Origin of the sequence: Tepidanaerobacter acetatoxydans Re1 (assembly GCF_000328765.2) — a bacterium.
Lineage (GTDB): Bacteria > Bacillota > Thermosediminibacteria > Thermosediminibacterales > Tepidanaerobacteraceae > Tepidanaerobacter > Tepidanaerobacter acetatoxydans.
In genome coordinates, this window is sequence record NC_019954.2 from 270,337 (window position 1) to 291,391 (window position 21,055).

Genomic DNA, 21,055 nt, shown 5'->3' on the forward strand with positions numbered 1-21,055 from the left:
ACAGTAACGAAACTGTCTTATATGTATGGCTTTAATTTATATAAATAAAGTTAAGCAACAACTTATTATTACAGAGTTTCAAAGATTTAAAGCTCGACTTCCTTTTGCAGTAATAGTTAATGTCTTTATCGGGGTAGCACCGTTTGCTACCGGGCAGCCTGCACATTGTCTGCACTTACCATTACAAGCTGTATTCAATACTTCTTCTTTAATATAACCCATTACCTTAAGTTGCTCTATTATATGAGAGGCCATACTCCTATCTATTTTAAGCTCGTTTGCAAGCTGCGAAAGAGAATAAAGCTGCATTTTACTGATTTGCTTTAAGGCTTCTAGCAGCATTTTCACCACCCAATTCTTTACTATTTCAGTTGATTTTGACTGACCGTCATATCAAATTCATATTCTAGTTTTAGCTAAATCCCAAAAGTATGCCGATTTGAAACACTAGAACTGCTCCAAGCCAGCCTACTAAAAATGTATAAACTACCGTAAACAATGTCCACTTCCACGAATTTGTTTCTCTTCTTACGGTACCTATAACAGCTGCACAGGGTGTATAAAGCAATGTCATAATCATAAAGGAAAAAGCACTTAAGGGAGTAAAGGCCCGCTGAATGGATGCTACCAGCTCGGCGCCTTCTTCTACGCCTGCATATACCATACCGAGTGTTGCGACCACCGCTTCTTTTGCAACAATTCCTGCAAAAAGCCCCACAGACGCCTGCCATGTGCCAAATCCTGCCGGCTTGAAAATGGGAGATATAAAGGAACCGATTCTACCTAAAATGCTAGCCTGACTGTAAGGCTCTACACCATAAGGCAATATAGATAATACCCAAAGCATCGTAACTACGGCAAATATAACTGTCCCAGCACGCTTTAAAAATCCTCCGACTTTATCCCACATGTGTATCAACACACCTTTTACCGTAGGCATACGATACGGCGGAAGCTCCATAATAAAATATGAAGTCTCACCTTTAAACAGCGTTTTACTGAAAAGTTTTCCCATCAATATAGCGACGATAAATCCTGTAGCATAAAGGATAAATAATACTGTACCTCCATGATTGGGGAAAAATGCTGCAATAAACACCAAATATATAGGCAACCTAGCACCGCAGGATATAAAGGGATTAATAAGTATTGCTATCATCCTATCTTTTCTACTGTCAAGAGTTCTTGTAGACATAATTCCCGGAACATTACAACCTACACCAATCAGCATTGATATAAAGGTTTTACCATGAAGCCTAATGCCCTCATTATCCTGTCCATTACGTAAGCGGCTCTTGCCATGTAACCGCTGTCCTCAAGTATTCCAAGAAAAATGTATAGCACCATAATTAGAGGAACAAATTCCAGAACCGCACCAATTCCACCAAAGATACCATCAGCTACAAAAGATACCAACATATCTGGAGCATTGATGCCTTCAAGCCATGCCGCTGTATTTTCGCCCAAGGTTTCCAATAAAAATGCTACACTACCGCCTAAGACATCTCCGCCAATGATGAAAGTCAGCTGATAAATGCTAAATATTATCAAAGCAAATATAGGCAGTCCAAACCATTTATGTGTTAATACCTTATCTATTTTGTCGGATGTTGTCTTGATTTGCTGTTTTGGCTTTATTATGCTGCCGCTAACAACATCTTTAATAAATTCATACCTCTTGTCAACAATTGCCATTTCAGGCTCGACCCCTAAAGACTTTGTTAAATCATTTATATAAGCGGCAGCCTTATCTGAAATATGCGGTGCTTGTTTACTTACATAGTCCAGTATATATTCATCATTTTCAAGAAGCTTTAATGCCACCCAGTCAGCAGGGTAATCATTGATACCTGCACTTTGTTTTATTATTTGTGCTAAAGATGCAACCGCTTCATCAATCTTGCGGCCGTACGTAATTTTTACGGGCTCTGCCGCATTTTTCTTTACAGCTTCCGATATTTTTAACTTCAAATCATCAATACCTTTTTGTCGTGATGCAATCATAGGGACAATAGGTACACCTAACTGTCTTTGAAGGGAATCTACATCAATCTTAATTTCCCTTTCTTGGGCCTCATCCATCATGTTAAGAGCCATTACGACATTAGCACCCATCTCCAAAAGCTGAACAGTAAGATATAGGTTTCTTTCGATATTTGTTGCATCAACTACACTTACAACCAAATCCGGCTTATCTTTTAATATAAAATCCCTAGCCACTATCTCATCTTCCGAATAAGCTCCTAAGCTATATGTGCCGGGCAAGTCTACAATATTATATTGATTGCCGCCAAATCGCAACATTCCCTCTTTCTTTTCTACAGTAACCCCGGGCCAATTTCCAACATGCTGATTGGCTCCGGTGAGAGCATTAAAGATGGTGGTCTTGCCGCAATTGGGATTGCCAGCCAATGCTACAGTAAACATATAAATCCCTCCTAATAATTGAGAATGATTCTCAACGAATTTTAAAAAAATAAAAACTAAAGCTTAATCAATTATCAATTGTATCTAATAATATCTTAAAGGCCATACCTCTACCAACTGCGATTCTGCTGCCATTTAAACCGACCACTACAGGTCCGGCATCATTTTTGACAACTTCGATCTCCTGCCCCTTATTTAATCCCATTTCAAAAAGACGCTTAGAAACTTCTCGGCCGCCACAGATATCATAAATCCTACCACGGGTTCCTTCAGAAAAAAACACCAAAGGCTGAGCCATAAAATTACTCGACCTCCTTTTCCACCAAAATGCTTTGTGCTTCATTCTTTCTAAGTGTAAGTTTATACCCCCTTACCAAAATTTCAATAGGGTCCCCCAGAGGCGCCTTGCCTTCTACCGATATTTCCAAACCGGGAACTATCCCCATATCCATCAACCTTCTCTTGATACTTCCGTCTGAAATACCTTTAACCTTTACTGTTTGACCTATAGGAATATTGTCTAGACTTGTAGTCATTAGGATACCCCCTTGAGTATTATTACTTAATTAAAAGATAACGAAAATCATTTTCAAGTACAGAATATCACCCAACACAAAAAATGTCAATAAGCTGGATGATAGGAAATTTACCTAAAGATAATGAAGAATTAACCGCTATTTCTTTAACTTTTACCTTAAAAGTGATTCTTTCTTACAAAAATATGCTTCTGAATATAAATAGTTTTACTGTAAATATATTTTGGGAAACAATTAACAAAAAAGCTTTCGGCTATCCCGAAAGCTTTTGGTTTCACATGGAGCTGATGGCCGGATTTGAACCGGCGACCTGCGCATTACGAGTGCGCTGCTCTACCACTGAGCCACATCAGCCTGCTTTTCTATTTTACAATGTTTAATCCTGTAAGTCAACAACTTGCAAAAACAAGTGCCCTTGACCAACTGAAGGCAAAGTCAAGGGCGTATGGCTGTCATCATTTGGCAATTATCTTGAAGGCCGAAAATAAAGCAAATCCGAATTTGTTAAATAAACAATGTTATACCTGCATTTTCGTTTCTTGATATATATGTGGCCACACCGCCGAGCTTGACGCCGTCAATGAGCTCTTCTTGTTTTATGCCCATAAGGTCCATGCTCATTGTGCATGCGACAAATTTTACGCCTAAATCCATCGCGGATTTTATCATTGTGTTGATATCATCGACATTTTTGCTTTTCATGATATTTTTAATCATAATAGGTCCCATACCCAGCATATTCATGTTTGAAAGCGGCATCTTTTCTGCACCACGAGGCATCATGAAACCGAACATTTTTTCAATGAAGTTCTTTTTAACCTTAACAGGCTTATCTTTTCTCAGTGCATTAAGGCCCCAAAATGTAGAAAATACTGTTACATTCTTACCCTGCATTGCCGCCCCTTGAGCAATAATCATAGCAGCAAGAGCCTTATCAAGGTTACCGCTGAATAGTACAATTGTTGCATTTTCCTGGGTGCTTGTCGGGGCTGATAAAGGGCAGCGGTTGTCTTTATTGCCCTTTTGTATCTGAGCAATATATTTACCATTATCGTGAGTCAGTGAAATAAGTTTATGTCCGTTTGTACTGCACCAGTTTTCAATATCTGCCGCAAAACCGTAATCGGTAGCAATAACCTTGATTTGCTCACCATCTTGGGCCGCTTTTATGGCGTTATATACGGCAAGAAGCGGGCCGGGGCATTGCAGTCCCGTAGCATCGATTTCCTTTACAATTTGTGGTGATTTCGATATATCAGTCAAGATACTATCTGGTCGTTTTTCCTCAAAAGATTTATACGGTCCGATATTCCCGGCATTTTTTATGACATATTTTGCCCCCTTATAGGTTAAGTAACCGCCGGAAAGATTATACACATTTTTAAATCCGTTGGCTTTTAATATCCTAATTGCAATATATGCCCTCAAGCCTACCTGGCAGTTAACGTAAATCGGGATATCTTTGGATATCGTAATTTCATCAATCCTGTTTCTCAGCTCATCAAGTTCAATATTTACAGCGCCTTCTATATGTCCTGCATCAAATTCAAGGGGCGTCCTTACGTCTAGAAGATAGCCGCCATTTTTTACGATATCATCAATTTCATTCCAGTGAACCACATCATACACGCCATCTGCTACATTACAGGCAATATAGCCTAAAATATTTACAGGGTCTTTGGCCGATGAATAAGGAGGGGCATAACAAAGTTCAAGGCCTGCTAAATCGCGGATTGTGCCGCCGAGTTTTATGGTGGTAGCAATTACATCTATTCGCTTTTCAGTGCCTTCTCTGCCAACAGCCTGTGCTCCATATATTTTGCCGCTATCTGGGTCAAATAAAAGTTTCATGGCGATTAGAGATGAGCCAGGGTAATAAGTAGCATGGTTTGCAGGGTGGGCATGTACAGCTTTGTATTTTAATCCTTTGGCTTTTAACTGGCGCTCATTATTTCCAGTTGAAGCTACTGTCAGGTTAAATACTTTAAGGACTGAACTTGCCAGTGCACCGGGATAAGCTGCATCCAGACCGTTTATATGGTCTGCGGCAAGGCGTCCCTGACGATTGGCAGGGCCTGCCAGAGGTACTGCTGTTTCATTTCCAGTAACGTAGTCTGTTATTTGAGCCACATCGCCTATAGCGTATATATCTTCGATGACTTGACCGGTTTGAGCATCTATGGTTTGAAGCTGTTTTGTAGTTAATATATGTCCTTTCTTTCCCAAAGCAAGGCCGCAGGACTTGGCCAGAGGGTTTTCAGGAACAGTTCCCCTTGAAGCAAAATCCATAGGAGCATATTCCAAGCAGGGAAGCTCCGGAACAACACCTATTGACAATATAATCATGTCTGTATCAATTTCCTTGCTACTTTCAAGAATAATTTTTTTTCCTTTATCCCTAAAACCGGCCACACCATCTTCCAAAATCAGGTCAACACCATTTGCATTAAGCTCTCGATGGACAAGCTGTGCCATTTCAAAATCTAGGGGCGCCAAAACCTGGTTGAGTTTTTCAACTAAAGTAACCTTTATGCCTTGTTCTGTCAGATTTTCAGCCATTTCAATACCGATAAAACCACCGCCGATAACTACTGCACGATCTGGCTTGTTTTCCTCTATAAATTTTTTAATATCATCTGCATCGGGGATGTTTCTAAGTACAAACAAATTCGCAGCATCATCTATGCCGTCAATGTTGGGCCTCAGCGGCTTTGCACCAGGAGATAAAATTAATATGTCGTAGCTTTCCATATAGGTTTCTCCGGTTTTCACATTTCGCACTTTCACAGTTTTATTTTCCCTGTCAATACTAATGACTTCACTAAAATTGCGTATATCAAGATTGAAGCGTTTGGACATTCCTTCTATTGTCTGCACTAAAAGTTTATTCCTATCCGAAATAACGCCGCCAATATAGTAGGGAAGCCCGCAGTTAGCAAAGGAGATATATTCACCACGCTCGAAAATTATTATTTTATCTTCTTCGCTTAACCTCCTAAGTCTTGCAGCAGCAGTAGCACCGCCAGCAACGCCGCCTACTATCAATATTTTTCTCAAAGCAATTACCTCCCTTAAATTATTTTAAAACACAGTTATCGAAGATAGATACAATTAGTTTCTTAATATCATCATTGGCTATTTTGTAATAAACTTCATTGCCGGATCGTTCTTTTTTTACAATTCCGGCAGATTTAAGCTTTGAAAGATGCTGAGAAATGCCGGATTGGGACACATCTAGGCACTTTTCCATATATGAAACATTACAGCTGCCTTTTTCTATCAATCCATGGACAATACAAAGTCTTACAGGATGCGACAGCGCCTTTAAAACCTCTGCAATTTTTGCAAATCTATCCATATCAATATCCATTTGTGCACTCCCTCACAAATTAGTATATTTATATATTATAATATTCTAATATACTTGTCAATCTAATCATTAAAATAACCGGAAAAAATAATTCTATCATAATCCGTTTTATAGGTCAACTATTGTGATATTATAGTAATATAGGAATTTTGCGTTATTTAGTACAGGGGTTAGGGGGGGCAAGGCGTGGCAAGGCGTTCAAATCAAAAATTAAAGATACTTTACCTTTTGAAGATACTATGGGAAAACACTGATGAGGAAAATGCCATGACGCTAAAAGATATTATAGCTGAGCTAGATAGATATGGTATTCCTTCCGAAAGAAAGTCCATTTACGATGACATTGACACATTACGTTTTTTTGGTGTTGATGTAGTTTCCAGAAGGGCTAGGACCACAGAATATTTTATAGCAAGTAGAATTTTCGAATTGCCTGAATTAAAGCTACTTGTAGATGCTGTCCAATGTTCAAAATTTATTACTTATAAAAAAAGCGAAGAACTTATAAAGAAGATTTCAAGCTTTACAAGCAGACACAGGGCAAAACTGCTTCAACGTCAAGTGTATGTAGCAGATAGAGTAAAAACAGTAAACGAAAACATCTACTACAATGTGGATAGGATTTATCTGGCAATTGCTCAGGACAAGCAAATTTCATTTCGGTATTTTGAGTACACCATAGATAAAGAAAAGAAATTCCGCAAGAATGGCAAAAAATATATAACCAGCCCTTATGCTCTGTCATGGGACAATGAAAACTACTATCTAATAACCTTCTCTGAAAAGTACCAGGACTTTACACATTACCGAGTTGATAAAATGAGCGATATCGAAATTATCGAACAGCCCAGAATAGTCCTGCCGAATAATGAGAAATTTAATATAGCTGAGTACTCAAAGAAAGTTTTTTATATGTTTGGCGGGGAGGAGAAAACTGTAGAAATGCAGTTTGACAACTCTTTAGTCAATGTAGTAATTGACCGTTTCGGCCAGAATGTATATTTGGGAAAAGCCGACGAAAGCAGCTTTATAATGAGGGCTGAAGTAATAGTTAGTCCTACCTTTTTCTCATGGGTTTTCCAGTTCTGTGATAAAGTAAAAATAATAAATCCTAAAGAAGTGGCTCAGAAGTATAAAGAATATTTAAATGAAACATTAAGTCGATATTAATCAAAATACAATACTTTTAAAATGGGATATCTTATATTTTAATTGAAAATAATACAAATTTAGAAATTAGCAGAAAAGAAGGAGATTACTATAAGAGTATAGAATATTATGTATAGTAAAATATATTTGGAAATATGCATAATCAGAACTAACAGCAATGAGAATAGAGGGCTAATATAAACCAATATACCAGAATCAATTTTATATCAAAAAAAAGGGGGGATTAGCTTTACATGGTTCATATTTACTAACTTTGAAAGGAGGTCGAAAATTCAAGTCATCAAAAAAAGACCCTGCTGCATGTGATATTTATTAAATATCGTTTATCGTTGAAAGGGGAGTTTAGTTTGGCGAGTAAAAGAATAAGATACTGGGTAAGTTTAATTCTCGTTTTTACATTCGTAATAGGGCTTATCTTTCCGGCAGTGGCAACAAGTGCCAAGGCTGCTGCTGGATTAACTGACATCAGTGATCATTGGGCTAAAGATAAAATAACCCAATGGGTTCAAAAAGGTCTTGTAAGCGGATACACTGACGGGACCTTTAAACCGGATAAGAGCATAACCAGGGCAGAATTTATGACATTGGTGAATAAAGTCCTTGGCTTTAGCGAAAAAGCCACTATAGGATTTTCTGATGTTACATCTACAGATTGGTTCTATGAAGAAATAGCCAAAGCGGTGAAGGCAGGATATATATCCGGCTACCAAGACGGTACCGTAAAGCCAAACAGGGAAATAAGCCGTCAAGAAGCAGCGGTAGCCCTCTGCAAGGCCTTGAATCTAGAAATCCAAGGCGATGCTACTGAATTTACCGATAAAGATGCCATCCCTAACTGGAGCAGGCCGTATATCGCTGCATTAGCAGCTAAAGGCTACATGGGAGGATACCCCGACGGCAGCTTTAAGGCAGAAAGACACATCACCAGGGCCGAAACCGTTACAATACTGGATAAAGTATTAGCAACACTTCAGATATCCTACGATGTGTCAGGTGCTTATGGGCCTGAAGAAGGTATCGAAACTATATCTCAAGACGTTGCCGTTAATGTCCCAGGGGTAACCTTGAGAAATATGATTATAGAAGGCAACTTGTATTTAAATGAAGGTATCGGTGAAGGAGATGCTACCTTAGACAATGTCACAGTTAAGGGGATAACCACAGTCCGCGGGGGCGGAAAAGACAGCATCCATCTTGTAAACTTTACAGGTGAGGAAATAATAGTAATTAAAGTTGGCGGGAAGGTCAGAATAGTTGCTTCGGGCAATACAAAAGTCGGTGAACTGAAACTGGAATCCGGCGCTCATATCGAAGGTAATGGGATTGTATCTGTAACCGTACTCAAATCCGGAGAAGATATTATCCTAGATGGGGCCTTCGAAAATGTTATCGTAGAAGCCAAAGCAAAGATAGAAGTCTTGAAAGGTACAACCATCAACAATCTGAAAGCAAATAGTAAATCAGATATAAATCTTGCCGATGGAGCAACCGTAAAAGACCTAACCTTGGAGGCAGCTGCTACTATCACCGGAAAAGGCACTATAGAAAAGGCCAAAATCAATGCAGATGGTGCAAAACTGGAAACTGAGCCGAAGAAGGTGGAACTTGCTAAAGGCGTTACCACCGAGATTGCCGGCAAAGAAGTCAAAGAAGACAAGACCTCGTCTAAAAGCGGCGGAGGTGGCGGAAGCGGAGGCGGCAGCGATAAACCGGAAATAATAAAAGTGCAATCAGTTTCTTTAGACAAGTCATCAGTGACTCTTGCGGTTTATGAGTCAGTCTACCAAAAGACAACTATTACTGCTACTATACATCCTAATAATGCCACTAACAAAAAAGTGACTTGGAAATCCAGTAATAATGGTGTTGCCACTGTTGCAGGCAATGGCCTAAATGCTACAGTTAACGCTGTGAGCGAAGGCCGGGCAACTATTACGGTTACTACTGATGATGGAGGTAAGACCGCTGAGTGTGAAGTGACAGTGGTTGCTGGTGAAGTGCCAGTGGAGTACACCTTGACCGTAGAAGCCAATCCGGTAGCAGGTGGAGAAGTAACTGGAGCAGGCGACTATGAAGAAGGTGCAGAAGTACCAGTGACAGCAACAGCGAACGCAGGTTATGAGTTTGTAAACTGGACAGTAGAAGGTGTAGAAGTTAGCACAGACGCGACATTTGATTACACCATGCCAGCTGCAAACACAACCTTGGTAGCGAACTTTGAAGAAGAAACAGTGGAGTACACCTTGACCGTAGAAGCCAATCCGGTAGCAGGTGGAGAAGTAACTGGAGCAGGCGACTATGAAGAAGGTGCAGAAGTACCAGTGACAGCAACAGCGAACGCAGGTTATGAGTTTGTAAACTGGACAGTAGAAGGTGTAGAAGTTAGCACAGACGCGACATTTGATTACACCATGCCAGCCGCAAACACAACCTTGGTAGCGAACTTTGAAGAAGAAACAGTGGAGTACACCTTGACCGTAGAAGCCAATCCGGTAGCAGGTGGAGAAGTAACTGGAGCAGGCGACTATGAAGAAGGTGCAGAAGTACCAGTGACAGCAACAGCGAACGCAGGTTATGAGTTTGTAAACTGGACAGTAGAAGGTGTAGAAGTTAGCACAGACGCGACATTTGATTACACCATGCCAGCCGCAAACACAACCTTGGTAGCGAACTTTGAAGAAGAAACAGTGGAGTAAACACAGAATTAAACACAGGGGGACGGTTCGAGACCACTGAAAAACTAGCCTTTTTTATCCCGGTTTCATCAAAAAATATCAAAAACCAAAATTTGCTTTGGAAAATATGGGTTTTTTTAAAAAACAAAATAAAAAAGAGGATACTATTGCTGCTATCCTCTTTATATTTACCGCTATTGCGGCTAGTTTCGATTGTATAGACACGCTTAACAGACCGTATCCCCTTGCTCGATACAGCCCGTGAAATCGTTTAAGTTCGGCATTTTTGCCTTCAATAGAAGCCCTCTTTTTGGAGGTAACACAGGGGGACGGTTCTGTTGTGTTGTACTGTTGTGTTGTAAGTCGACCTTCTAAGCCGTTGCAGTAAAGAACCTAACACGCCCCGTGGGAAAGCAAGCAATTAAGCGCTCTCTCACGGGGCGTTTTTTATGCGAAGGTGTAATCAAGGCTGCAAATAAAGTAATTACATTACAGGTAGGAAATAAGGTTTTATTAATATATATGTTAATATGATAAAATGAAAAGAAAAAGCAGGTGCTGATATGGAGATTGAAGATAGAGTGCAAACACAGCCTATGGAATTTTATAATATGTCGGATTTTTTGCAGGGACAATCTTCGAAGTTAATCACTAGATTGTCAGAAGATGAAAAGATTGCTTTTGTATTAAAAAACGGGAAGCCTGTTGCTATATTGATGTCCAACGATCGATATGAAAGGCTCTTGAAGGCGGGAATTAGAAGGTTTGCAAAATTATAGGGGTAGCGTCAAGCGTCAAACAAATAATGAAAAAATGATAATTCAAGCTCATGAAGCAAAAAACATAACTTGAACCCTGAAAACCAAACAGACAAATAAAAAATGTGCTGGAATGAGATCAAATAGCAAATGTTTCCTTCCTAAGCACATAAAAGTACCAAAAAAGGCATAACAGAAGAAGCCAACAGAAGCCATATTCAACTATACAAACCGATAACCCATTACTTATGCCGACCTTTGCAGATTCTCCAAATGACCATAAGAAAGCCTAAGCAACCTTAACCATTTGGACGGCATATAGTTAAACCAATAACCTGCTTAACATCAAAATAAATACCATGCTGCGCAAAAAAGTGCTGAGCTAAAACATAAATAGGATTACCATCAAAAACAAGAGTCAGGTCCTCAGGTAGTTTCTTGAACTTAGACAAAGTAGAATAAATAGCCTTAATGGCTGCAACACCATCCCTATTTAAAAAATGGGATAGGAAGTAATAATTTTCTTGACAGCATCCATCATAAAAAACACATAGTGCTTTTTACCTAAAATCTTAATATAAGTTTTATCACCACAAACCGCTACAGAACTAGAAAGCTCATAAGGATAATCATCAACAAAAGGCTTAATCGCCCTAGCGGCAGAAACAGCATAATTAGAAGCAGTCTGGTGAGAAACTTTATATTATGTATATCCTAAAGGATAGAAGCCGTCTAACAGGTACTAAGGCCATAATTAATATGATAAGTAAGAACAAAGCCCAGCACATACCCCGCATTTCTAATACGAGAAAGATCAACAGCAAAAGGAATACAAGTGTCCGCCTTAAGAGACTCCAATTTAATATCAAATACCCTATAGTAATAATGCAGCTTGTATTTATAAGGATTCTTATCAAAATCGGTCTTCTCATCCTTTGATATAGAAGTTAGATTACGGACATAAAAAGGGCAGCACCTATTAACACATGTATAAACAAAGAACTGCTTACGATCACGCTTTTTGCAAAGAGCTTTACTACAATGCGGGCATTTAAGCGTAAGCTTTTCCAAATAAGCCTTATCAGGATAGAAAGTAGATTTACACACCTTACAGCTAAGCTGCCCCCTACCGCCGGCGTTATCATAGATATACTCATAGGGAGCGTTACAAATAGGGCATATGATATAAGGTGTTGGAAGATACTTACTCCTTCTATCTATTAACAGACTTTAAGGCTTACCACGTTCGATACTTACCTAATAACTGTCTATAATCAAGATACTTTCTTTTTTCAATAATGGGCATAGCATTGGCACTTAAAGCAAAAAAATTAGTAGACAGGATTAAGGGAAGGTAAAGGCTTAAATACTCGCGAAAGCGAGTTGATAAAGTTTTTAGGTCATTAGCACTTTTGACACCACCTCATGAATTTTGAATGGGTAAGCGATAAGTCGGTCTATGATGAACGGGGGCTGTTGATTTTATAATTTATTTTGAAATTCCCTTGAAAAAAAATCGCAACTAGGCTACAATATAATTAACCAATCGGTTAAGTTAACCAAAAGATTAAGATAGGTGGGATGTGAGGTGTGAAATTAGAATATGAAAACCCATCAGTGGAAAAACACTTCAACGATTTTAATTTAATGAATAGGAAAATAGGGAAAGATTTAACTAGGACTACTAAAAAGCGACACGATCAATTAAAGGCGGCAGTTAATTTTAGCATTTATCTTAGCACAGGTCTTGGGAAACCCCACCCACTATATGGTAATTTAAAAGGGTGTTATTGGATTAGTATTACCGGTAATGTTAGACTTGTTGTCGAACCAGATGCGGAAAATTTAGACCCCGCTTCTTTAAAAAAATGCGATTCAGTAATCATAAAGGGGGTGATGGATTATCATGGCCAAAAACATGAGTGGCTTATCCCGTGAATTTATTATTCATCCCGGCGAGACTTTAAAAGAAATTCTTGAGGATCGGGGGATGAGTCAGAAAGAATTGGCTTTAAGAACTGGCGTAACAGAATCACATGTTAGTAGTGTGGTTAATTGCCAAAAAGACATCTCGGTTAGTTATGCCAAAAAACTGGAATATGCCTTAGATATTGATGCTAGTTTTTGGATTAATTTACAGGGCAACTATGATAAAGAGTTGGCTGATTTTGAGGATGTTAATAAGATTTCAGATGAGGAGTTTCGGATTCTTAAGCACTTAAATGGTATTATAAAACACCTTAAACAAATAGGGCTATTGGAACAAAAATTACAGGGGCCGATGCTTGTCATTCAGCTGAGGAAGTTCTTAAATGTCAGTAGCTTGATACGGATACCGGAGCTTTCACAAGCTGGGGCTTACCGTCTGGCAACGGAAACCAAGGTGGATCCGTATGTTTTGTTTACATGGCTTAGAATGTGTGACTTGATAACAGATAATCAGCAAATTGAGCAGAAGTTGGATGTTAGCAAACTAAAAGAGAAAATTCCTCCAATAAAAGAGTTAATGTTTGAAGATGTGGTTAAGATTCAACCCCGGCTAAAATCCTATTTGGCTGAATGCGGAATCAGGTTTTCCATTGTCAAGCATTTTCGAGGTGCTCCCGTGCAAGGTGTGATTAAAAAGAACAGTGATGGCACCTTAAGTCTGCTCATGACTACAAGACGTAAGTTTGCTGATATTTTCTGGTTCACGTTTTTTCACGAAATCGGGCATATCATTCACGGGGATATCGAAGATAAATTGATTGACTATGAATTTATAAAAAATGAGGCAGAGGATAGGGCTAATAAATTTGCCGAGAACATTTTGATTGAAGCGGAAGGATATAGTGCTTTTATAGAAAAAGGAGATTTTTCGCTGCCTTCTATTAAAAGGTTTTCAGTTGAACAGAATATCCCAACCTATGTTTTAATCGGTAGGTTACAAAAAGATGGGCACGTTAGGTACTATCAATACCGGGGGGAAAAGGTAAAATATGTAATGGAGGAAGGTTAAACAACTTTGACAGAATTAGGGGGAGGGAAAGGTGACAAAAGAACAAGGATTAATGCAATATCTTCACGAAAAAGTGTTTGACCCAATTTTTGAATTCGCCAAATGTACCTTTTGAAATAAGAAGTGGTGTAAACCTTACAATAGCAAGAATGAATAGCTTAGGCACTGAAAAAATGGTTCAATATTTTTGGTCTGCACTTGCCACGGAAAATGCAATTAAATTTTCTATGCCCCTCGCAAAAATACGAATTTGTAACACAGTAACAGTAACACAGGGGAAAGTAACACAAGGGGACGGTTCGAGACCACTGAAAAAGTCCCCATAAAAAAAAATCGAATTCTAAAACTAAACACAAAAAAATGATTAAAAGCCTTGGAATATCTAGCCTTAAGGTACAAAAACCCCTGAACGGTTAATGAAACATTTAGGAAAAAAGATCATTAAAACATATACAGAAGAAACAGGAAAAACCTTAGAAGATATGCCTGAAGCACCGGCCTACAAAGAAATTGAAGATCATAAAGAGGCTAAGGCAGAAATGAAAGAATACTTATAGAAACTGTAATAGATAAAGTAAGCGAAAACATATCCGCAAACAAGCAAAAGACCAAGGAAGCCATAAACAAAGCTAAGGAAATATTAGACGATCCTAAGTTTATCAATCAAAAAGGCGTGCGTTCACTAATAGACGAAGATGCAAGAGTCGGCTATAAAACCGAATTTGCCATGACAACAGATGAACGCATCATCACTTGCGTAAGAACAGCAAACGGAGCATATACCGATGGAAACCACACAAAAGAAATGCTTGAACAAACAAAAAAAGCCGGCATAAGAATTGATGAAGTTTATGCAGATAAAGCGTATTTTAGAAAACCCATATTAGATGATATAAAAGAAATAAATGCAAAAGCCTATATACCTGTAAGCGAATCAGTCTATAGAATCGATGAAAGTGAATTTACATATAACAAAGACTGTGACCAGTGGCAGTGCAGCCAGGGCAACATAACAGAAAAAAAGAGGCATTTTAAATCTAAGAAAGATAAAAAAGAAACCTACAACAAATACTACTTTGAAATAAATCAGTGCAAGGCATGCCCCATACACGATAAATGCTGCAAAAAAAGCTCGCGTAAAATTCTTAATGTAGGTTTAAACACACCAGAGTTTTATGAAATATCGCAGTACCAAAAAACCCAGGAGTTTAAGGAAAAATACAAAAAGAGGGCTTCTATTGAAGGCAAAAATGCCGAACTTAAACGATTTCACGGACTGTATCGAGCAAGGGGATACGGTCTGTTAAGCGTGTCTATACAATCGAAACTAGCCGCAATAGCGGTAAATATAAAGAGGATAGCAGCAATAGTATCCTCTTTTTTATTTTGTTTTTTAAAAAAACCCATATTTTCCAAAGCAAGTTTTGGTTTTTGATATTTTTTGATGAAACCAGGATAAAAAAGGCTAGTTTTTCAGTGGTCTCGGAACCGTCCAAATTTATTCATTTATTTTTTGGCAAATAAAGAGCCTGGAGAAATTCTAAATTTATCATCCCAGGCTAATAGCAATTTTACTTTATTTGTCTATTGATATTGTTAAATGGCTTTCCCCGCACTCCCTAAAACTTTCATAAAATGCATCGCTGTTTCTATATAGCCTTTGGATAATACCGGAAACAGATTATATATTCTGTTGCCTTCCATTCCATCTGATATCAATGCATTATATGCACTTCGATATAAATCATTTACTATATTGACTTTGCAGATACCCTTTCTACACGTTTTAGCAAGATTTTCGTCTCCGGTGCCTGAGCCTCCATGAAGCACTAAAGGAACTGTGACTTTCTGTGCTATTTTTTCCAATAAATCAAAGCGCAATTTAGGTTTACCTTTATATACACCATGAGATGTTCCTATAGCAACTGCTAAACAGTCCACATCGGTTTCCTCAACAAATTTTAATGCCTCATCAGGTACAGTAAGAGCACATTCACTGTCTTGTGCATCACTACCCTCCATGCCAACATGCCCTAATTCACTCTCAACCTCTACATTTGCAGCATGAGCAATTCTGACAAGTTCTTTAACCTGAGCAACATTTTCTTTATAAGGAATCTGTGAACGGTCTACCATGATGCAATTAAAGCCAGCTCTGATACCTTTGATAGCAGATTCAAAACTCGTAGTATGATCATAAACCAATGCTACCGGAATTTGGGCTCTAATGGCAAAGTCATTAATCATCTTCCCAAAATAACACAAATCTTTGTTGCCGTTTTCCATGCAAAGGAGAATTACAGGGGACTTCATCCGTTCGGCAGCTTCTATGGCGGCTCGGCTCGTCAATTCATCAACTGCAGCTAAGGCTGGTACTGCATAACCTTCTTTTTTGGCATACTTTAACATTTCTGTTATTCTTACTAACATTTTTATCCCCCTTAATCAAATTTGACAATAATACGGAACGTATCAGGCTTAATAGCTTCTTCAAATGCTTTGCCAGCCTCTGTATAATCAAATACTCCTGATATGAGCTTTTCCGGATTGATAAGATTTTTTGTCAATAAATTAACAGAAGCATCAAAAGAACGCACACTGGGACTTACAGCTCCTGTGATAACTGTTTCCGAATAGTGAAGCCAATTTGGACTTATATTGATAGGTTTATCCGGATGTTGGGAGCTAAACATAATACACCGCCCCATACTTCCTGTTAATTGCACTGCCTGCTCAGCCACTGCTGAAATCGGTGTTGTATTAAACACAACTTCAGCCCCTCTTCCATCAGTCAGATTTCTTACCGCTCGTATCGGGTCTGTATGCATAGGGTCTATTGTAATATCGCAGCCTAATTCGTGTGCTAATTTTCTGCGCTCTTGGACGGGTTCCAGCATTATGACACGAGTACCCCGCAGCTTTGCACAAAGCAAATGCAGCATACCCATGATACCGCCACCGATGATGACCACATCATCACCTAATCCCGGATTTCCCTTTTCAAAGCTGTTTACCACGCAAGCCACAGGCTCAGCTAATGTGGCTTTCTCTAATGAAATGTCATCAGGCAATACCCATATTTGCGAGGTATCTACAACAACATACTCGCTTAAACCTCCAATGCCCGATATCCCCTGTTCATTCACTAAAAGTGTATTTGTTTCAACACAGAGATTTTCTTTGCCATGGCGGCAATAATAGCATGACCCGCATTTATATAAGATTCTTACAGCAACCTTTGAACCAATCTTGTATTTTTGGGTATCAACATCCCTGCCGATTTGTACGATTTTACCTGCGATTTCATGTCCCCCTATAAATGGCAACGGCATTTTTGAAATACCTAAGTATACTCTTTGCTCATGCGTGCATAAAGCACAAGCCTTGATTTTGATGAGAACCTGATTTGATTTAGGCATTGGCTTAGTTAGATTGATAAGCTCAACTTTTTTCTTTTCAACAATCGCAACTGCTTTCATTTTTTCACTCATTTTTATGTCCTTTCAAGTAAATTATATTCTATATGTGGTGCTGAGTTTTCAGCACCACATTTGTCAAATGTTACAAAATACCTGTCAACCCGCCAATAACACCTACTGCTGCAATAATAAGAATAACTTTCACTGAGGAAACTCCTTTTTTTAGCAAAAAGTAGCATGACATCGTTAATGCCAGTGGCAGCATGCCAGGCATTATTTGGTCAAACAGTGAGGTTTGTAAATCAAAAATCTGGCCTTCAGCCTGCTCAAACCGAATAGCGGTACTTACCGAAACGTAATTTGCCACAAGTCCGCCAATGACTGCATTGCCAAGAATTCCAGCCCCAGTAATAACTTTATTGATGACTCCGCTTTCCATCAAATCTAATATAGTTTCACTGCCTTTGTAGTATCCAAGATTCAGCAACCAATATCCAACACCATAATACAATGCAAAGAAAATGCCTGAGTAAAAAATAGGTGCAATAACGTTACCTTCTATGGCAAGGCCTGTAAAGAAAACTAACAGCAGTGGTATAACAACACCCTGCCACAGTGGGTCTCCGACACCGGCTAATGGCCCCATCAATCCGGTTTTAATGGCAGTAAATGCTTCATCATCCAATTCTGCACCCTTCTTCTTTTGCTCTTCCATGGCTGCCGTAAGGCCTATAACTGCCGAACCTAAGGCATTTTCCGTATTAAAGAATTGTGTATGACGCCGCATTGCATTTTTTCTTTCTTCAGGGTCATTATCGTAAAGCCGCTTTATGATCGGTGACATTGAATGTAGGAAACCAATGCCCTGCATGCGCTCATAATTGTAGCACGATTGGAAATAGTACATCCAATTAAGCCACGCTGTTCTTAAGTCCTTCTTTTTTAACAAATATTGTTCTTCATTATCCATTATTGGTAGCACCTCCTTTTTCTTTAAGTTGCATATAAATAATAGTTACACAAAGAGAGATTAGGCATAACGGTAATATAGCAACTTTAAAGTAGGCAGCCAATAGAAATCCCAGGAAAAAGAAAACTTTTGCTTCACCTTTGAAAATAGTCAGCAAGATCATTCCAATTCCGACTGCCGGCAACATACCGCCAATAATGCTCAGAATTCTGAGGGTTTCTCCGCCTAAAGCATTAATTGCATCCTGTATATATGTACCGCCAAAATAAACCGCTAAAAAGCACGGTATAAAGGTCATGACAAATAGCAGTGCTTGGGGTAGCAAGACGTTCACTATCCAGACCTTTTCCGGTTTACCTTCGTCCGCATATTTTTCGGCCAAAGGAACAAATGCGGTGTTGATTGTCATACGGCCAACCCAAACAATAGAGCCAAGCAATCCTAAAGGTACTGCAATTGCTACAGCTGTATTTACATCCATACCCCCTGTAATGGCCAGAGCCGTACCCAATATACCTGCAAGTGACATATCACTTGGCATTGAACCGCCTGCACTGATAAATCCAATATACATGAGGTTAATAGTTGCACCGATTATCGTACCTTTTACAGGGTCACCTAAAATCAGTCCAACAACAAATCCGTTAACTAAAGGGCGATATAGTATTGCATAGTTTCCCATACCTCCAAAAGGCCATGGGCTATTTGCTAAGTAATAGACAAGTGCTACTAAAAAAGACTGAAGAACACTCATGATTGCCCTCCCCTATATTATTTTTTTTACATCAACCGCTTTCTCACTAGGAACCATCTGGTAATACATCGGTACGCCTTTTTCAAGTATACGCCTTATGCATTCCACCTCCTCTGAACTGGCGGATACGTTTTTATTAAACCTACTCCTCCCTTTCTTTGCACCCATTCCGCCAAGAATAACTTTGTTCAATACAACTCCGCCGTCGATTAACGCTTCTATGACTTCAGGAACTTTTGCAAGAATAATGATATTTTCTCCGGCATCTGGATCTTGTTTTAAGAACTGCACGGCATCTTCAGTGGTAAATATATTAACGGAAATTCCCGATGGTGCAGCGGCTTTAAGCAATCTTTTCATAAATACATCTTTTGTGAGTGTGTCATCAACAATAATAATTCGATTTGCATTTGTCTGCTTTACCCAAGAAGTTACTACTTGCCCATGAATAAGACGATCATCTATTCTGACTAAAACAATATTTCTCACTAATTCATCTCCTCTAAAAATTTATTTACATCAATTATCGTTTCTTTTCCCTTATCTAAAATCATTTTACATAACTCATCCACACCGACAGATTCTCGGGATGTCAATATTTCCAATAATAATGGCAAATTTACACCTGTAATGTGGCGAAACGAATAATACTGCATCAATGAATATGTAATGTTAAACGGGCTTCCAGAAAACATATCCGTTAGAACCAGAAGCTCACCGTTTCTCTGTGCCTTTTCGATAGCCTCTGTTAGTTGTTCCCGCAGCTCATCTACATCGTCACCTAAATGTAAGCCAAATGTATGAACATGGTCCTGCTCCCCTACAATCATTTGAGCACTTTCTAACATAGACTTGGCATAATCTCCATGAGAAACCATTATAATTTCTACCATCAAATCACATCCCCCCTATATAAATTCTATAACCGTTTCAAAATCAGATTTGCTGTTATGCTGTCAGTTACAAGTATGTTATAAAAGCCGTTCCGGGCTGCTGTAATAATTCCGTCCACCTTAGCGGGCCCTCCTGCCAAACATATTACTTTTTTAATATCTCTGAGTTTGTGAATTGGAAAAGAGAATTGTTCATAATGTGATTTAAAATCAATTACTGAGCCATCTGGGTAAAAGAACTGACATAATATATCTCCAATTGTATTGCTATTAGCCATCATTTCCTTATATTCACTAGACACCTCACTTATAAGGAATTTACCAACATTTGGAGGAACTCCTAACCCTATAATGGCAGCATCAAGTTTATTCCAATATTGTTGAAGTTGAGCATAGCGTTCTTTTTCAATCTGAGGTAATTCACTATCGTTTTCTCTGACTGCGGGAATATTGGTATAGAAACTATCTGCATCAAATTTTTCTGCAAAGCGATCTAAGATTGCATTGATCTGAAGATATGGATTGTCTACACCTGAGAGGCCTATCAAGGGAATGAATGTTACATTTTTACAGCTGTCACAATAGGCAAGCTGTAGTGAAGTCTGATACATTGTAAAGCCCCATCCTATTCCCACTTTGCTGCAATCTTTAATCATGTCAGGAAGATTTCTGGCAGCAATGGTAGCTATACTTATAGAAAGCTTTTTACTATCTTGGCTGATTGCTGCCGGTATTGGAGCCATGATCACCTTATTTAACCCAAGCTCTTTCTGTAGCGTCTTTCCAATTTTCGAAACCTGTAATTCATCAGGTGGAACGACTTTTATTTGAACTATTCCAAATTCACGAGCTTTATCGAGTAATCTTGAAATATGAGGGCGCGATACATGTTCTATCTGTGCTATTTCACTTTGTGATAGATTATCCTTGTAATAGTATTTAGCAACACGATAAAGCATTGTATAATCTGTCTTGTCCAGCATATTACCGCAACTCCTTTTAGCTTATGTACATATGTGCTTAACATTTGTTCTCTATATAAATAGTACATCATCGTTAATATCAAGTCAACCATTTTAGAATAA

General features: G+C 38.7%; 17 protein-coding genes, 1 tRNA gene and 3 pseudogenes. 6 read left to right on the top strand and 15 right to left on the bottom strand.

Features of this window, described 5'->3' with window-relative positions; translation table 11 throughout:
• Positions 1–78 precede the first annotated feature (78 nt).
• The 7 genes and pseudogenes from TEPIRE1_RS01275 to TEPIRE1_RS01305 form a co-directional block, all read right to left on the bottom strand.
• Positions 79–342, bottom strand: coding sequence for a FeoC-like transcriptional regulator (locus tag TEPIRE1_RS01275; protein ID WP_013777386.1), 264 nt, complete (start codon positions 340–342; stop codon positions 79–81).
• Positions 343–412: 70 nt separating this feature from the next.
• Positions 413–2,427 (bottom strand): annotated as a pseudogene (gene feoB / locus TEPIRE1_RS14355) (ferrous iron transport protein B).
• A 67-nt stretch (positions 2,428–2,494) separates the two neighbouring features.
• Entirely contained in the window at positions 2,495–2,725 is a 231-nt protein-coding gene (locus TEPIRE1_RS01285) for a FeoA family protein (protein WP_013777388.1), read from the bottom strand.
• A gap of 4 nt (positions 2,726–2,729) precedes the next feature.
• Positions 2,730–2,963 (bottom strand): FeoA family protein, encoded by a 234-nt coding sequence (locus tag TEPIRE1_RS01290; RefSeq protein ID WP_013777389.1) that lies wholly within the window; start codon positions 2,961–2,963, stop codon positions 2,730–2,732.
• A 279-nt stretch (positions 2,964–3,242) separates the two neighbouring features.
• Positions 3,243–3,317 (bottom strand) — tRNA-Thr (locus TEPIRE1_RS01295).
• A gap of 150 nt (positions 3,318–3,467) precedes the next feature.
• Positions 3,468–6,020 (bottom strand): DsrE/DsrF/DrsH-like family protein, encoded by a 2,553-nt coding sequence (locus tag TEPIRE1_RS01300; protein ID WP_013777390.1) that lies wholly within the window; start codon positions 6,018–6,020, stop codon positions 3,468–3,470.
• Between the two features lie 19 nt (positions 6,021–6,039).
• Complete coding sequence (locus tag TEPIRE1_RS01305) at positions 6,040–6,333, bottom strand: ArsR/SmtB family transcription factor (protein ID WP_013777391.1); 294 nt, start codon at positions 6,331–6,333, stop codon at positions 6,040–6,042.
• 186 nt (positions 6,334–6,519) lie between these two features.
• Between TEPIRE1_RS01305 and TEPIRE1_RS01310 the strand changes: the two genes are divergently transcribed.
• Positions 6,520–7,503, top strand: a complete 984-nt coding sequence (locus TEPIRE1_RS01310) for a helix-turn-helix transcriptional regulator (RefSeq protein ID WP_013777392.1) — start codon at positions 6,520–6,522, stop codon at positions 7,501–7,503.
• Between the two features lie 347 nt (positions 7,504–7,850).
• A complete protein-coding gene (locus TEPIRE1_RS01315) occupies positions 7,851–10,199 on the top strand; it encodes an InlB B-repeat-containing protein (RefSeq protein WP_013777393.1) in 2,349 nt (782 codons plus the stop codon).
• Positions 10,200–10,277: 78 nt separating this feature from the next.
• On the opposite strand, the pseudogene TEPIRE1_RS13300 reads toward TEPIRE1_RS01315, so the two are convergent.
• A pseudogene (locus TEPIRE1_RS13300) lies at positions 10,278–10,502 on the bottom strand (transposase); the annotation flags it as partial.
• 239 nt (positions 10,503–10,741) lie between these two features.
• On the opposite strand from TEPIRE1_RS13300, the gene TEPIRE1_RS01320 reads away from it, so the two are divergent.
• From TEPIRE1_RS01320 to TEPIRE1_RS01340, 4 genes and pseudogenes are all read left to right on the top strand, one after another.
• Entirely contained in the window at positions 10,742–10,957 is a 216-nt protein-coding gene (locus TEPIRE1_RS01320; protein ID WP_013777394.1) for a type II toxin-antitoxin system Phd/YefM family antitoxin, read from the top strand.
• 1,569 nt (positions 10,958–12,526) lie between these two features.
• A complete protein-coding gene (locus TEPIRE1_RS01330; protein WP_013777395.1) occupies positions 12,527–12,874 on the top strand; it encodes a hypothetical protein in 348 nt (115 codons plus the stop codon).
• Positions 12,843–13,934: a HigA family addiction module antitoxin gene (locus TEPIRE1_RS01335; RefSeq protein ID WP_013777396.1), complete on the top strand. Its 1,092-nt coding sequence runs from the start codon at positions 12,843–12,845 to the stop codon at positions 13,932–13,934. Before TEPIRE1_RS01330 ends, TEPIRE1_RS01335 begins: the two co-directional genes overlap by 32 nt.
• Positions 13,935–14,332: 398 nt before the next feature.
• Positions 14,333–15,369, top strand: a pseudogene (locus TEPIRE1_RS01340) (transposase); the annotation flags it as partial.
• 161 nt (positions 15,370–15,530) lie between these two features.
• On the opposite strand, the gene TEPIRE1_RS01345 reads toward TEPIRE1_RS01340, so the two are convergent.
• From TEPIRE1_RS01345 to TEPIRE1_RS01375, 7 genes are all read right to left on the bottom strand, one after another.
• Entirely contained in the window at positions 15,531–16,364 is an 834-nt protein-coding gene (locus tag TEPIRE1_RS01345; RefSeq protein ID WP_013777397.1) for a class II fructose-bisphosphate aldolase, read from the bottom strand.
• Positions 16,365–16,375: 11 nt separating this feature from the next.
• The gene (locus TEPIRE1_RS01350) at positions 16,376–17,425 is read right to left on the bottom strand and encodes a zinc-dependent alcohol dehydrogenase (protein ID WP_013777398.1); all 1,050 of its coding nucleotides are present in this window, start codon (positions 17,423–17,425) and stop codon (positions 16,376–16,378) included.
• Between the two features lie 70 nt (positions 17,426–17,495).
• The gene (locus TEPIRE1_RS01355; RefSeq protein WP_013777399.1) at positions 17,496–18,323 is read right to left on the bottom strand and encodes a PTS system mannose/fructose/sorbose family transporter subunit IID; all 828 of its coding nucleotides are present in this window, start codon (positions 18,321–18,323) and stop codon (positions 17,496–17,498) included.
• The gene (locus TEPIRE1_RS01360; RefSeq protein ID WP_013777400.1) at positions 18,316–19,077 is read right to left on the bottom strand and encodes a PTS mannose/fructose/sorbose/N-acetylgalactosamine transporter subunit IIC; all 762 of its coding nucleotides are present in this window, start codon (positions 19,075–19,077) and stop codon (positions 18,316–18,318) included. Before TEPIRE1_RS01360 ends, TEPIRE1_RS01355 begins: the two co-directional genes overlap by 8 nt.
• A gap of 12 nt (positions 19,078–19,089) precedes the next feature.
• Positions 19,090–19,566 carry a PTS system mannose/fructose/N-acetylgalactosamine-transporter subunit IIB gene (locus TEPIRE1_RS01365; protein WP_013777401.1) on the bottom strand — a complete coding sequence of 159 codons (477 nt, stop codon included), beginning with the start codon at positions 19,564–19,566 and terminating at the stop codon, positions 19,090–19,092.
• A complete protein-coding gene (locus TEPIRE1_RS01370; RefSeq protein ID WP_013777402.1) occupies positions 19,566–19,970 on the bottom strand; it encodes a PTS sugar transporter subunit IIA in 405 nt (134 codons plus the stop codon). Before TEPIRE1_RS01370 ends, TEPIRE1_RS01365 begins: the two co-directional genes overlap by 1 nt.
• Positions 19,971–19,996: 26 nt before the next feature.
• On the bottom strand, positions 19,997–20,953 hold the full coding sequence (locus TEPIRE1_RS01375; protein WP_013777403.1) for a sugar-binding transcriptional regulator: 957 nt from the start codon (positions 20,951–20,953) through the stop codon (positions 19,997–19,999).
• Positions 20,954–21,055 lie beyond the last annotated feature (102 nt).